8 protein-coding genes are annotated in these 15,396 nt (G+C 57.3%); 3 read left to right on the forward strand and 5 right to left on the reverse strand.

Annotated features, from left to right (window positions below):
- Positions 1–30: 30 nt before the first annotated feature.
- Positions 31–1,788, reverse strand: a complete 1,758-nt coding sequence (locus Poly21_RS21920) for a hypothetical protein (RefSeq protein WP_146409182.1) — start codon at positions 1,786–1,788, stop codon at positions 31–33.
- 62 nt (positions 1,789–1,850) lie between these two features.
- The gene (pilM, locus tag Poly21_RS21925; protein ID WP_146409183.1) at positions 1,851–4,061 is read right to left on the reverse strand and encodes a type IV pilus assembly protein PilM; all 2,211 of its coding nucleotides are present in this window, start codon (positions 4,059–4,061) and stop codon (positions 1,851–1,853) included.
- 152 nt (positions 4,062–4,213) lie between these two features.
- On the opposite strand from pilM, the gene Poly21_RS21930 reads away from it, so the two are divergent.
- The 3 genes from Poly21_RS21930 to Poly21_RS21940 are packed head-to-tail and all read left to right on the forward strand — an operon-like array spanning position 4,214 to position 9,926.
- On the forward strand, positions 4,214–7,585 hold the full coding sequence (locus tag Poly21_RS21930) for a hypothetical protein (protein WP_146409184.1): 3,372 nt from the start codon (positions 4,214–4,216) through the stop codon (positions 7,583–7,585).
- Positions 7,582–9,075 (forward strand): serine/threonine protein kinase, encoded by a 1,494-nt coding sequence (locus Poly21_RS21935; RefSeq protein WP_146409185.1) that lies wholly within the window; start codon positions 7,582–7,584, stop codon positions 9,073–9,075. Before Poly21_RS21930 ends, Poly21_RS21935 begins: the two co-directional genes overlap by 4 nt.
- A 23-nt stretch (positions 9,076–9,098) precedes the next feature.
- Positions 9,099–9,926, forward strand: a complete 828-nt coding sequence (locus Poly21_RS21940; RefSeq protein WP_302120122.1) for an SGNH/GDSL hydrolase family protein — start codon at positions 9,099–9,101, stop codon at positions 9,924–9,926.
- A 154-nt stretch (positions 9,927–10,080) separates the two neighbouring features.
- On the opposite strand, the gene Poly21_RS21945 is transcribed toward Poly21_RS21940, so the two are convergent.
- The 3 genes from Poly21_RS21945 to Poly21_RS21955 all read right to left on the reverse strand — a co-directional run bounded on the left by Poly21_RS21945 (position 10,081) and on the right by Poly21_RS21955 (position 15,371).
- Positions 10,081–13,218, reverse strand: coding sequence for an efflux RND transporter permease subunit (locus tag Poly21_RS21945; RefSeq protein ID WP_146409186.1), 3,138 nt, complete (start codon positions 13,216–13,218; stop codon positions 10,081–10,083).
- A 2-nt stretch (positions 13,219–13,220) separates the two neighbouring features.
- A complete protein-coding gene (locus Poly21_RS21950) occupies positions 13,221–14,636 on the reverse strand; it encodes an efflux RND transporter periplasmic adaptor subunit (RefSeq protein WP_302120124.1) in 1,416 nt (471 codons plus the stop codon).
- A 264-nt stretch (positions 14,637–14,900) separates the two neighbouring features.
- Complete coding sequence (locus Poly21_RS21955) at positions 14,901–15,371, reverse strand: hypothetical protein (RefSeq protein ID WP_146409188.1); 471 nt, start codon at positions 15,369–15,371, stop codon at positions 14,901–14,903.
- Positions 15,372–15,396 lie beyond the last annotated feature (25 nt).

Here is a 15,396-nt window from a genome sequence, read left to right on the forward strand (position 1 = left end):
AGCGGGAAAAGCGGGACGCGAGCCTGGATATCAGGACGCAGTTGCGGCGGGGGTGGGAACACCCGCTGTATTAGGTTCTACCGGATCGGGCCCCGGATTGCCAGGATTTTCTGCCGGAGAATCCGTTTCTCCGGTCGGCGGAACCGCCGCGGGGGCCGAGTCGGCCGGAGGTGCGTCAACGGGGGGCGTTGCTACCGGGGCTGGAAGCGGTAGAGCGTCCTCGGCGGCAGCTGCCTTCTCGACTTCGACTTTCTCAGCCATCGTTTCCCCGTCGATAATAGTTTCCGCTGTGATTTGTTCCACGCCGAGTTTATCCATTTGTGGTGGATTGTAGACGTGAATCAGGCCGTATACCTCCACGTTGACGTCGAGTGGGAATTGATCCGATACCGAGGTCCCGTAACCTCCACCGCCATCCATGCCCATTCCCATACCACTGTCCATGCCCATGCCCATACCACTTTCCATGCCCATTCCCATGCCGCTGTCCATGCCCATGCCGCCATCCATGCCACCGCTGGCCGATGAGCTCGGTGCCTCTCCGTTGCCGAAGACGCGCGTTTGAACGACCTCCACCATCAGCGGGGCGCTACCGCAAGCAGCCAACAGGTCAGCGACTGCACGCTGATCGATGCGCACGGAAATCATCACGGGAACACGTTTGGCAACTTTCAGGGGGGCGTCATCGGGGACATCGCTATCAAAAGCCGAACGCAGTTCCGCTCCAGTGATTGGTTCGTGATCGGGCGTGACATAGCGATTGTCGGCGGGGTCAATCGCCTCCAAATCCATGCCCATCCCGTCCATCCCCATCATGCCACTATCCATCATGCTGCCATCCATCCCCATCCCGGAGTCCATCATTCCGGAATCCATCATGCCGTCCATGCCCATCCCACCAGTCACGGAAGGTGAAGCGAGCACGCCCTCGGTAAAACGAACCTTCCGGCCCATCGACAACTGTTTGATCTCCCGGATTTTGGCCTCGAAAGGCTGTTTGGCTTCGCCGTTGACCGTCGCAATGATCTCTAGCAGTTGGCGGAGGATCCACAAGCTTTCTTGCGAGTAATAAACCTCAAGGGTCGTGGGGCGACGGCCCTGCCAGGGAAACAGCTCCGTAATGAGGTTCTTTTGGGCGGTTGACGACCATCGCACGAGGGGGCCTTTCTTGACTCCCGTGATGCTGATGTCGCGCGGGCCCGTCATCATCCCGCTGTCCATGCCGCCCTCCATTTCATACATATCGCTCATGCCGCCACTGCCCATGCCGCCCGCTGCGGTTTGGCTGTCGAACTTCGCCGTCCACTCCGCATCAGCAATTTTGGCAATTTTGGGCAATGTCTTGTCGATGTACATGCGGTACTGCTGCAACAAAAACGGTTCCAGCTTCTGGTCGTCGAGCGTTGGGAAATCGACGTACAGTTCGATGGGGATTTTCTCTCGATATTCGTCTTTGAGCTCGTCGGTCAAATCCTCCGGCCAAACCAAAATGTCCTTTTGCTTTTCATAGACATTCGTCCAGGCATCGAGTACCTGTTCCTCCCGGGTATCGATCATCTCCTCCATCTTGGCGTGCGAGATCGGGTTCGGGTGCGTGTTGAGTTCGCCCCGCACCGAGGTGACCTTGCCGATATCGCCTTTGATTTTTGAAGCCCGGGCGTCGCTTTCAGCCACCAGATCGCTAGTGACCTTGAACCAGATGCCCACCGATCCCAACAGAATCAGGCCGACGGCAATCCAGAAGCCATTCTTTTTGAAGAATTCAATCGCGGGTTTGAGCTGATCCATGATGGTGTCTGAAGAAGAGAGAGCGAAGAGAAAGAGAGGCGGAGAGTCGAGAAGGGGTAAGGTCAGGGGGTGGCTTCGGCGTCGCCGTTCAACGCGGCTTCTTCAGCGGCCAATGCCGCCGCCTCAGCAGCCGCCTCTTCGGCAGCCTTCTTCAGTTTCATACGTTCATTGAGCGGAACTGGCTTCCAAACCACTTGGAAGACGAAGTCATAGCGTAGTTCTTCGAGCGTGGGTGGCTCATAGATAATGGTTTCACCATTGGGGCCTGTTAATTCGTCACCCGGCTCAACATCGATGGGAGGTTTGACTTGCGCTGCCATGCTGTTGGGATCGAAGTCCGGATTCTTCACACGGGTCAGCGTCGGTTGGCTCACGTTCACCTGCAGCGGATAGCTGAAACCCATTTGCTGAGGCGTGAATGTTAGTTTCTCACCGGCGGGCGAACTCAGCGTGATCTGCTTTTCAAGAAAGTTGGTCGTCAACGTCCGGCGAACATGGTTGGCTCCTTCGAAACCCATTCGCTCCGAGCTGTTGTAGTAATGGTAGCCCTTTAGCTGGATTATCCAACCTGTTTCGCTGGGCCCTTCGTCGGGGACGGCGGCCATGTCACTCGCACCAGCCTCGGCCTCTGCTCCAGTTCCATCGGCGGCGACGGCCCCAGGTGGCTGGCGTTTCATTTGGCGGACCCAGTCATCCATCTCTTCCTGATAGCGTTTGGCAACTTCCTCGGTGTACCACTCTGCAAGGTCCTCGAAATACTTGCTATCGATCGAAGTGACGTAAATGTCGCTGCGATCCTGGAGTGGCTTCTCTCGCGGCGAAGGCATCTTGCCATCAGGGTAATCTTCGCGGGGGATCATCAGATTGATCGCTTCGAAAACCTCCAACCACAGCAAACGCTCATCATTGTTGCCCGTGATTTCCTTGCCGAGTTGGTTCAGGAACATCAAGCGGCTTTCCAAGTCAGCATCGGTCGATTTCTCAGACGAACTGTAACTTGACATTTGAGCGACGGCGCTGGTCGCGTTTTTCCACACGTCATCGGTCGTGGTGGCCCACGATCGTTGGGTCATGACATATTGAATCGATGCACCGACCATCAACGCGCTCAATCCCAAGAGTGCCCAGGGCTTTTTAGCGCGAATCATGCGTTGCGTCAGGATCTCGCGTGGCACGAGTGACGTGTGAACTTGCGATAAGCCCAACCCTTGCAAGCACAAGCCATAGCAAACGGCGAAGGTGGGAGCGTTGTCTCGGAACGTTGGAATCGACAGCACGTCGTCGCCACTGAGGCGATTGAACCGATCGAGAATATGGACTTCATAGCCCAGGTTTTTGCCCAGGTACGCCGCCAGGCCAGGCATTTTGACGGTGTTGCCGGTCACCAACAGCTCGGTGATGTTGGCTTTCTTATCAATGCCTCGGAAAAAACCGATGGAACGCTGTACCTCGGTGACGAGATCGTTAAAAACGGGGCGCATCGTTTGGAAGATCAGCTTCGGATCGACTGCCTCCCGGGCGTTGCGTTTGAGATGTTCCGCCTTCGCAAACGTCAGCTTTAAGTCTTTGGTCAGTTGGCGGGTGAAGTGATTGCCTCCAATCGGCATGCTGCGCTGCCAGATCCGAAATCCATTGGTGATGATCAGATCGCTCGAATCCGTGCCGATCGACAGAATGACGGTCGACGGTGGCGGATCATCGATGTCAAATTCTTCGCTTTCGAGCCGCTCGTGCATGCGGTCATACGCGATCGCGTTATAAATCGCGATTGGAGCGAGTTGCACCAGTTTGACCTGCACGTCTGCTTCGTCCAGCGGAGCGAGTTGCCGATAGGCCTGTTCGCGTTTCATCGCGAAGAGTCCAACCTCACTCTCGAGTGCGTACCCTTCTTCCACTTGGGCTCCGGGCATCATCTGGTAATCCCAGATCACGTCCGATAACTCGAACGGAATCTGCTGCTTGGCCTCGTAGCGAACAATGTCCGCGATCTTCTTCACGTCGACCGGTGGCGGCTTGAAGAATTTTGACAATCCGCTTTGACCCGGCACGCTCATGCAGACATGGTCACGGGCGGTTTCGTTTCGTTCGAGCAACTCGGTCAGCGCATCGGCAATCAGTTCATCCGGATTCGCATCCGGCTGACTAAGGATTTTCGGATATTCGACGAAATCGAATTGGTCAGCGACGATTTCATCGCCTTTTTTGACGCAGTGCAGTGCTTTGAGAGCACTTTGACCGATTTCGATTCCCCAAACGCCGGCGGAGCCTGCCATGGTTGTCTTTCGAGAGAAGTGAGGTAGAGAAAAGGAAACGTAGGTATTACGTTTAGAAATGCGAATAGTTTCCGCTGCCAGGGAGGTGCCAGCGGGGAGGAATTCGGATTAGTATCACATTTTCCTCCTTCAACGTCAAATTTTAGTCGCTCATGCCGCCTTTTGCTGAGTGCTGCGTCATAATTCCGTGCAGCACGATCGAAGATTTCCCATCCCGACTCGATTCTGCGGGTGCGCAAAGCCTGCTTGGGGGGCTCACGGCCGCCTGGCACCCGCGCCTGCTTGCTGCGACGCGGCGGACGCCGAGCTGGCATCGCAGCGACGAAGCGCCGCCGCCGATTCGCGTGCCGACCTCCGTGGAGTCGGTCGCTGGAGATCCGTTGGCTGAACCGATGGCGGGAGCGGGGGCAACGGGAGCGGGCGACGTCAACGCTGTCCATGTGGGAAGCGATGCCGGATCCACGACGCAGCCCGCCCCGGTACCTGCGACGCTGCGGCGGTTACTGATTATTCCGGAGGTATGCGTTTCGACTCTGCCCGCAGAAGTTCGTGAAGGCATTGACCGCAATGCAGTCTCGCTACATGACTTGCCGACTCCGCAAGATCCCGCCTACGGCGCCGCCTGCGAGGTGCGAATTCGTGTTTCCAGTCGCGGCGATGCCCTGGATAAACTGGCGGCGGCGATTGAGATGTTCGCTGGGGCGGATCCGGTGGGGCCATCCTCATTGCCGGGCGACCATTTGCGGGGACGAGCTCGGACAGAGACAACCAGCGGTATCGATGAGGGTGATTTCTTCGCGTTGGGCTACATGTGGTGGCAGACACAGATTCTCACCCGGCGGCTGCGCTATACAAGCAATCTCGATCAGATGCACTTTGAATCCCGGCTAGTGGCCGCTGCGGAGCATTATGTCGCTGGCGATGAGCCAGCGGCGATTGACGCCCTGCACGACTGTTACGACGCCCTGGCAGAGGAACGCGATCATTATTTCTCGTCCGATCCGGCCATCATTGACCTCACGCTGATGACCCCGAGCACCTTGGACGGCTGGCTCGATGGTCTTTCGCGGCCATCGCCAACTCTCGCGGGTGATGCCGCTGCGACGCGGCGGACGGGGCTGGGGACGCCGGAGAATATTCTCGTCGATGAAACGCTTGCTGCTGCGATCTTGCAGGGCGATCAGGAGCGATGTGAGCGATTTCGCGCTTGTTTGAAGCCTCATGACGATGGAGCGGACGAGCATGCGCACGAGACCATCGGCTGGTGCGGTGGCGGTCCGGCGAGTGATTTCGCGTTCGATGCTAGCTCGATAGCGACATCGGAGCGACGTATTGCCGATGCCGTTCGAACGGTGCAGGAGTGCGGCGCGGCGCCCTTACCCGTGTACGCACGACTGGGTGGCGGTGTCGCCGGTGAATGGGTACCCGCAATCGCCGCGGCAGGGTTTCGCGGCATCATTCCGATCGACTTTCTCGGTGGCCGCGGTTTCGACGAAGAGTCGAAGGTCTTGTTGGGTGAGGGCGATTACGAAATCGAAGCGCTCACCGCCAAGCCGATCGACGCCAACGATGAAAAATCGTTCTTGACCCTGTCCGCTGAATTGGGCGAAGCGATCGATCGGGGCGAGATCGCCACGGCGCTGTTGGCGCACTGGCCGGGCGGTGGATGTGATAGTTTTCACGACATCCGCAGGGCGGCCTCGTGGTCATTGTGCCTCGGTAAGTTCTGGCGCATCGATGAATACTTTACCGACGGCGAACGACCCTTTCATCACGGTGCCTCGCCCAACACGGCACCCGCACCAGTGGATACTTTGGGCGAGCTGTTCGCACGACGGCAGCAATTAGCCGCAGATCTGAGAGCCCAGCATCAGCAAAACTTGCGCGGTTTCGCAGCGTTACTCGCCCCCTCAAAGTTTCTAGCTGAGATGTCTGGCATGGAGGCCTCTCCAGCTCCCATCTCCGATGCTCAATCCAATCTAAAGAAACGGATTGCCGCTGAACTGGGGTTCGGGCTTGATGCGGATCCCGCTGGCGCTACGGCCGCCTCGGAGAACCTCTTGCTGCTGCACCCTGCCCATCCAGCGGCGCGGACGGCGGTCACTGTGGCGGGAAAGGTGTCTGTCAAAACGTCTCCGGTGTTTCATGCGGAATCAATCGGTACAACGACACGGTTGATTGCCGATGTGCCGGCGTGGGGATTCGCACTCGTGGGAGCTGCCGCGACAAGACAAGCTGGCGATGACGCGACCGCACCCTCGGCGGTGCAGAACGTGATGAGGTGGTTCACCGGCGGAGCGCGTCGCTTAGTTGATGGCAATCAATTCAGTAACGAGTTCATGGAGGTGACGATTGATCGGCGCCATGGAGGTATCGATGCCGTGTATAGCGGGCCTGGCCGCGGCAACCGTTTCTCAATGCGGCTGCTGATTTCGCCGCGGTCGAAAATTGATCCAGAGAGCAAGACAGACGCGACCGCATCGAAGTGGCAGACGGTATGTACGCGGCTTGAAACGATCGAAGACACAAAGCATCGAGCGGTTATTGAGCTTGCTGGAGAGTTTCGAATCGATCCCGACGGATCGGCCGAGACCAACGCTACCTCCGCTGACGCGGCCGGTCGTCCCACCAAGTGGCAGGCACAGTACAGTCTCGAGCGGGGCAGTCGAAGGTTGCTCTATCGGGTCCGCTTTGATGCTCATAGCAACTCAGAGGCTTCGGTCGACGATGCTTGGAAGTCGAGTCCTGTCTTGAGAATGGCAATGGCCGAGGCCGCACCCATCGTCAGATCGATTTCACGCGAAAAACTCATTCGCACCAGCGCTCGGTCGTTCACATCTTCGCTCGGCTTCGTGATTGATGAAGAAACACGCAGCACGCTGATTGCCTGCGAGGGCCCCTCGGTGCATCGCCGCTGTGGTGATCGGTTCTACGATACCTTGGTGGCTGCCGAGCAGAATGCAGGTCCGCTCGAACCAGCACAGCAGTCCAGTGACCAGTCGGACTGGACTTCGTGGCAATCCTTCTCGTTGGGATTCGACGTGCGGCAATCGGTCGCGTCCGCCAAAATGTTTGCGTTGGGCGATCAGATTACCTCGGTACCGGTTAAGATAGGGGCCAGCGGTTCGGAATCGCGTGCGTTGGGGACGCCGACGCAGCGGGGCTGGCTGATGCATCCCTCGCCGATATCGCTCGATGTGCAGGTTGTCAGTGTCGGCAGCGTTACCGGAATCGATGAGGGACGCGCATGCATGGCGATGCAACTGAGAATCGTTCAGACGGCCGGTCGCTCCGTTGCGGCTAGCTTGCGATTTTGTCGCGACTTGCATTCGGCATACGAAATATCGTCACTCTCACGCCCCTTTGAGAACGATCCGACGCCAGGGGAATTATCCCTCACACGCCTCCGAGAGATTTCCAACCCCGATTCGGTCGCATGCCAGGGAGACCGAGTTTCATGGTCGCAGCGCAGCCATGGGGTTATTCATATCATCGTGCTGTTCCCGCTCAACAATCCCGCATGAGTTCACCCTTGCCCGCACCCTTGCCCGCCGATTTGGTATTCCGTGAAGCGGCTTTATTGAGCGAGTTGGTCAACGAATCGCAGTGGCGTGCTGCCGCGTCCGAGGTCAAACAGGACCGTAAAGAAGCGGGCGCCCCACCGATCACGTCCGAAGAAGATCGTAAGAACGTCTGTGACGAGATTGCAGCAATTTTGATTCGCGATCAGGTGATCACGCCATACCAGGCGACGCAACTGCGGGCCGGTCGTACGAAGTTAAAGCTCGGTCCCTACGTGGTCACTGAGTTCATTGGCAAAGGCGGGATGGGGCAGGTTTTCGGAGGTATCCATGACATCATGGGCCGTCGCTGCGCCATCAAGGTGCTGCCGTTGGACAAAGCCGATGAATTGGCGCGGGAGAGTTTCCAACGTGAAATTCGTTTGCAGGCGACCTTGGACTGTCCCTACCTTGTCCGCGCGTTCGACGCCGGACGCGAAGGTAACGTGCATTTTCTCGTAACTGAGTACGTGCCCGGTACCGATCTGCGACGCCTGGTGAAAGAAAGTGGGCGACTCTCGGTCCAGCAGGCCGCGTCCATCGTCGCCCAAGCCGCCGCTGGGTTGGCGTATGCTCATGAATCGGGATTGATTCATCGCGATGTTAAACCGGCCAATATCCTGGTCACACCGGACGGTCATGCCAAGGTCGCGGACGTCGGCTTGGCGGCACTGATCTCGACACCCGAGGACGATCCCCGGGCCGGAAAGGTTGTGGGAACTGCGGACTACCTAGCACCGGAACAAATTCGCACTCCGCATGAGGTCGGACCACAGTGCGATGTTTACTCCCTCGGTTGCACGCTGTATTACGCGATCACTGGCAAGGTGCCGTTTCCCGGTGGTGATTCGCGGAGCAAGTGCAAACGCCATCTCACGCAAGCTCCATGGGATCCCCGCCGGTTTGCACCGGAGTTGTCTGATTCCTTCGTCGAAATCATCGCCGACATGATGGAAAAAGACGTAGATAAACGCATTCAATCCGCCAGCGAAGTCGTTCGCCGATTGAGTCCGTGGGCATCGATGCAACCTGACGACGGCGAGTCGTGGTTGGCCGAACGCGGCATTGAATTGGTCGATGAACCGGAGCACCCCTTTGCGTCCGCAGCCAGTGGGCTGGATCCGAGCGGTTTGGGAGACGATGTCTCATGGAAAACCGCCACCGGTGAAATGGGAGGCGCCAGTACCAGCAACTCGGATGTGCTCCTGGAAGAGTTCCCGGCGTCGTCGGGTGCATTGTCGAGTATCACCAGCGATCCACCGCCACCGCTGCCAGATCAAAATGGCGACAGCAGCCGTCAGATTGCCAGAGGCGTCATGCCGCCTGTCCCCCCGCCCCCTGCCGTCCGCGAGCGTGCCATGGTGACGCGGACTACTTTGTGGATCACCGTTTTTTTAGCGGCGTTGCTCAGCGGTGTTGCCGGTTTCGCACTGGCGGTGTTTTTGCAGGTATGATGGGCTCCTTCAGGACGTTTGCCGTGAACTTCCCCATCGCCCCCCATGTCCCCGCTTCCCTACCGATTTGCATGAACATGTCTATTGATCGCCGAAGTCTGTTTCAATCCGCTGCTGCCACCGTCATGGCAGGCGCAGCAGTGAACCAATTCGCAGGTTCCACCTCCGTTACTGCCGCTGACGCCGTCGCGCCTTCGGAGGCGGGTAAGAGCGCGCTCGCCAAGGGCGAGACCGTGCTGTTTCAGGGCGATTCGATCACCGATGCGGGGCGCGATCGTTCACGAGGCGGTGCGAACGATACCCGGGCGCTTGGGAACGGATATCCCGCCTTGATTGCTGGCGGTTTGCTACGCGATCACGCGGCCTCCGAGTTGAAAATTTACAATCGAGGCATCAGTGGAAATAAAGTCCCTGACCTAGCCTCCCGCTGGCAAGCAGATTGTATTGACCTCAAGCCGGCTGTGCTGAGTATCTTGATTGGCGTCAATGACATCTGGCACAAACTCAATGGGAAATACGACGGCACCGTCGCGATCTACGAATCAGGATTTCGGGACCTGTTGGAGGACACCCAAGCCAAACTGCCTGACGTACGTATCGTCATTTGCGAACCGTTTGTGCTTCGCTGCGGCGCAGTCAACGACAATTGGTTTCCTGAGTTCACTCAGCGGCGGGAAGCAGCCCAAAAAGTTGCTGATGAGTTGTCACTCGAATGGGTGCCCTTCCAAGAAATGTTTGATGAAGCGGTCAGCGTCGCACCACCGAGTTACTGGGCCGCCGACGGCGTCCACCCCACGCTAGCCGGTCACGCCCTGATGGCGCAAACCTGGCGTCAGACAACGGGGCTTTAGGCACCCGCCGACGCTCGGCGCAGACGACAGCCCTGGGCCAAAGTCGAGTCAAGATGAGAGTGGTCGGGAATATAAAAACGGTTCCCGGCCTCACGAGGCTAGTCGTACACGAGACCGGGAACCTTGCCGGTCGCGGCAACACACCGCGACCGACTCAACTTTCTGGAAAACCACCGAGGTTTACTGGTGATTTCCTGTTTCCCTCCGCATCGACTTCACGCGGTTCAAACCACCGGTAGATCGTCGGGAGTACTAGCAACGTTAGTGCCGTTGATGTGATCAATCCACCGATGACGACGGTCGCCAGCGGGCGTTGCACTTCAGCACCGGAACTAGCGGAGACCGCCATGGGAATGAACCCCAGTGCACCGCAGCAGGCCGTCATCAGCACGGGGCGCAAGCGATCCATCGCACCGTCGATGACCGCGTCACGTTGCGAGCTACCGCGATGTCGCAAATGACGGACATGTTCTATCAGCACGACGCCGTTCATCACCGCGATACCAAACAATGCGATGAACCCAACGCCCGCCGAGATGGAAAACGGTAGATCCCGAGCCCACAATGCGAACACCCCGCCGGTCGCGGCGATCGGTACGTTGAGATAAATTAGCAGTGCCAACTTGACGGAGTTGAACGTCATGTACAGCAACGCAAAGATGAGGATCAACGCCACCGGCACGGCAATGGATAGTCGCTGGGTAGCCTGTTGCAGATTCTCAAATTGCCCGCCCCAGCGAAGTGTGTAACCGGTCGGCAACTCGACCTCGTCGTCGACGACCCGTTGAGCTTCGGCGACAAATCCGGCTAAGTCTCGGCCACGCACATTGCACTGCACTAACAGGCGGCGGCGAACTGCTTCACGACTGATTTCAACGGGACCATCCTCGGTGATGATGTCCGCAACTTGAGAGATCGGGATCGGACGTCCTTGGGAATCATCGATTTTGAGGTTCAGCAACTGGGCGGTGCTCTGCCGTGATTCCGGACGCAATCGAACTTGCAGCGGAAACCGCCGTTGTCCTTCAAATACTTGACCGATCGGCATCCCGCCGACCGTGCTGACGGCGTCCAGGACGTCGCGGGTGTTGATGCCATAGCGTGCCAAATCGTCGCGACGAACTTTGACGCGAAAGTAGGATAGACCGGCAATCTGCTGGGCCATGACGTCCGCGGATCCGGGCACTTGATTCAAGGCACGGACCAATTCATCGCCCTTAATTTTAAGTGTCTCTAGATCGTCCCCATACAGGCTCAGCCCGACATCCGACCGCACTCCCGCGACGAGTTCCTGAACGCGTAGCTGGATCGGCTGAGTGAAGCTATAGGAGTTTCCTGGTACGTCACGGATCAATGCCGCCTGCATTTCCTCGATGAGATCAGACTTCGAATTTTCATGAGAATAATGAGCGTTGGGATCCATCCGAATGAGGATGTCGGTTTGATAGACGCCCATCGGATCATTGGCGATTTCCGGGCGTCCGGTCTTCGACACGACCGTTTCTACTTGCGGAAATTTCAGCAGCGTCCGCTCCATCGCCTTGGTCATCTCGGTCGATGTCTCCAGCGAGACACTGGGTAAACGCACCGCTTGAATCGCGATGTCGCCCTCGTCGAGGGTGGGGACAAACTCGACTCCGAAACCGCTGGCAAGGACGATGCTGCCAACGAACAGGAGTGCGGCACCTGTGAACATGGTGAGCGGTCGCTGCATCGCAAACATCAGCATCGGCCGATAGGATTGCTTCAACGTCCTCACCACGAAGGTTTCGTTCTGTTTCACTCGGCGGGCGAGAAACAACGAAGCCAATACCGGCATGACGGTCACGGCCAGGATCAAGGCGGCAGTGAGTGCGGACATGAACGTGAACGCCATGGGGCGAAACATTTTGCCCTCCATTCCCTGCAGACTGAGAATGGGCAAGAAAACAATAATCACGATCAAACCGGCGAATAGAATGGGCTTGCCGACCTCCTTGGCGGATTCGCGAAACACACTTTCGGGAACCCGCTGGCCATCATGGGATTTTTGATACTGCATTGCCCGGCGCACACAGTTTTCGACCATCACGACGGCGCCATCGACGATCACCCCAAAATCGATCGCCCCCAGACTCATCAGGTTGGCCGAGACGCCTGCGTAGCGCATGGCAATGAGGGCGCACATGGCTGACAATGGAATCGCTGCAGCGACGATCAAGCCAGCCCGCACGTCGCCCAGCAGAACAAATAGGGTCACGATGACCAGCAATACACCCAAACCGATATTTTCACCCACGGTATGAATGGTTTTCGCGACGAGCTCGGTGCGGTCGTAGAACGTGTCGATGCTCACACCGGCGGGTAACGATTTTTGGATCTCAGCGATTTTAGCTTTCACATCACCGACGACCTGTCTCGAGTTACCACCCATGATCATCATCACCATCCCCACGACCGCCTCGCGATCCCCGTCCCGAGTCACAGCCCCCTGACGCAGCATAGGCGCGAAGGCGACGCGGGCGACGTCGGCGATCCGAATGGGTTTCCCATCCCGGTTGTCAACGACGATCGTGCGAATGTCATCGAGAGAGCCGACCAAACCTTCACCTCGAATTAGTCTTTGCTCGGCGTTGTGGGCGATGTAACCACCGCCCGCATTCCCATTATTCAACTCGAGAGCGCTGGTGAGCTGTGTCAACGAGATGTCATAATTCTGCATCTTATCGGGGTCGATCTGAACCTCGTACGTCTTCAATTCGCCGCCGAACGTGTTGACCTCAATCACTCCCGGCACACTGCGGAGCTGGAAGGCGATCTGCCAATCGAGAATCGTGCGAAGGTCCGTCAGTGAGTGCTCCGAGCCGGGATCGGCGCGGATTTCGAACTGATAAATTTCACTCATTCCAGTCGCGATCGGACCCAGTTCAGGCGTGCCCATGCCAGGTGGAATCTCCTCCCGTGCTTTCAAGAGTCGTTCATTGATGAGATTACGCGCCCAATAGATGTCTGTGCCATCTTCAAACGCCACCGTCACGGCTGACAATCCAAAGCGACTGATCGAGCGGATTTCGTCCACCTTGGGGATGCCGCTCATTGCGTTTTCAATCGGAAACGTAATGAATTGTTCGACCTCAACGGGACCGAGAGAGGGCGAATTGGTCAGTATCTGCACCTGGACGTTGGTTAAATCAGGTACCGCATCAAGCGGAATGGTCGACGCCGCGAACACACCCATCCCAAGCACAGCCAGGGATACCAGAACAACGATGAATCGATTGTTCATTGAGAAGTCAATCAGATGGTTTACCATGATTATTCCTCTCCCATCAAATCAGCGAGCAACTGCGACTTAAGAATAAATCCGCCTTGAACGACGATCGATTCACCGTCATGCAAGCCTTGCTCGACGACAACGGATGATTCGTTTGCGAGCCCGAGCTTGACATCGCGTCGATGAAAATCGTTCGTCCCGTTGAGAACGAACACAAACGTTTGCCCGGCGTGTTCCTGGACTGCCGACGATGGAATTAAGACGGATGCGGTTGGCTGCGACGTTGGTAGTTCGATATTGATGAACATACCCGGCTTCAAATGATGTCCGCTGTTGTCTGCAATGGCTCGTAGCGAAATCGTTCGGGTGGTTTCGTCCATGACGTCGCCGGTATAGAAGACTTTGGCGGTGAAACTCTGCTCAGGCAGCGCATCATTGCGAAGTTTGACGGTCTGATTTTTGAACGAATCGAGTAGCGGCAGATGCTCTTCGTAGATATTGGCCGTGACCCAAACGGTCGACAGATCGGCAATGCTGAACAGCAGCACGTCGGGGCGGACTTGTTCGCTCAAGACGACGTCTTTGGTTAGTATCGTGCCGTCGAACGGAGCCCGGATTGCGTAATGCGAGATCGTTTCTCCTTGGTTGACTGGATCGATGTGATCAATCTCATTCGCAGGGACGTTGAGAATTCGCAAACTCGTCGCGGAAACGAGTGCTTTGGCTTCGGCCATTTTCACCGCTTGAGATGACATGACCGTCGAGGTGTGCAGTTCGTGCTGGATCTGTTCGATGCGAGATTGGAAGGTGGCTTGATCAGCATTGCGATTGGCTCGCGCCGTTAATAATTGTTTTCCTGAAACCGCACCTGTCTCCGAGATGCCCTCGAGCCGCACGACATCGGCTGCGGATTTGAGATAGGCCGCGTAGGCGGCGACTACCCGTTCGCGAAAGTCGCCCATCGGTCGATCGCGAAACTGACGTTCGATCTCGTCGATTCCGGTGTTGTTACGAAGTGCGTCGAGCAATTCACTCGCATTTCCAGCAACCTTGGTTTGCATCTGGTGTTGGATGTTGGCCAGCTCTACTTGCAGACGGTCTTGATAGAGTTGCAGCTTGGCCTCACCAACTTCTCGACTGTGGATGACCGCTAGCAGATCGTCGGTTTGAACTCGCTGTCCCAAGGTGACGGGGACATCGCTGACGGTCCCCTCGACCAGGGAATAGATATGTGCGACACGATCCTCATTGAGGGAAATCTTGCCCGTCAAGCGGAGCGTGTTCTCAAACGGCGCGCGAGTGACGGGAGCGAGCGTGATCCCTGCGGCTCGCCACTGGTCCTGCGGTAGCGTTACGACCGCGGCATTCGGGGCGGCGACGCCCGCATCGTGCGACGGCGATTGAGCAAACGCAGGCGAAAACGCAGCGATCATGCCGAGAGCCATTAGCGAAGACACTCGTCTTCTAGCCTTAAACTGGCGTTCTTTCATCGTTGTGGATGAGGTGTTCATTGGACGCGATACCGAGGGGCGGATTGAGGGTATGGAGCTTGTTGGTGGTCATGAACGCTGAGCGACGAGGGTGTCCACGCGTTAGCGCGCAGACGTTCGCCGATCGCTCCGCAATTCACTTGCCGTGTTAGTACAGCGGGAGCAGACGCTCGGGACTAACGAATCACGAGAATCGTAGATCGACGCGGCGATCTACAACGATCCATCCCACTAGCAGCGGATGACGCCCAAGAGTTCGGGCAGAGACTGGCGGCTGCGCAGCAGCGCAGCACCTTGGAAGGAATGCTGGCGTTGGCAAGGTATGCTTGGCCTGACGAAGCACGCGGTGGATGGCACACAATCCAGCATCGAAATCTGCGGCGGGGCGAACGGGACGAGAGGACGTCCGACGACCATGGGGCCAGTGCTCAGACGGAGGTTGTCCACATCCGTTTGGCCGCCATGTTCGGCCGGGTACACCCAATGCCAGTGCCAATCGTTCGGCCAATTTTCCGAGTTGGAAAATCCGCCGTGGTAGAAGGCAAGATGACAAGCCATCTGGTGATCCGATACTCGCGATGAGTACTCGCTGTGTCGGTGCCCGACCGGGATCGGCGCAGGCCACATCATCAACGCGAGAAGAATGATCTCGGTTAACAGGGGTACAGGCGAGCGAGCGAACTTCGGAAACATGCGTGCCACGCAGAGAGCCACTTCGAAAATAGCG

It is taken from the genome of Allorhodopirellula heiligendammensis, assembly GCF_007860105.1.
GTDB classification, from domain to species: Bacteria; Planctomycetota; Planctomycetia; order Pirellulales; family Pirellulaceae; genus Rhodopirellula; species Rhodopirellula heiligendammensis.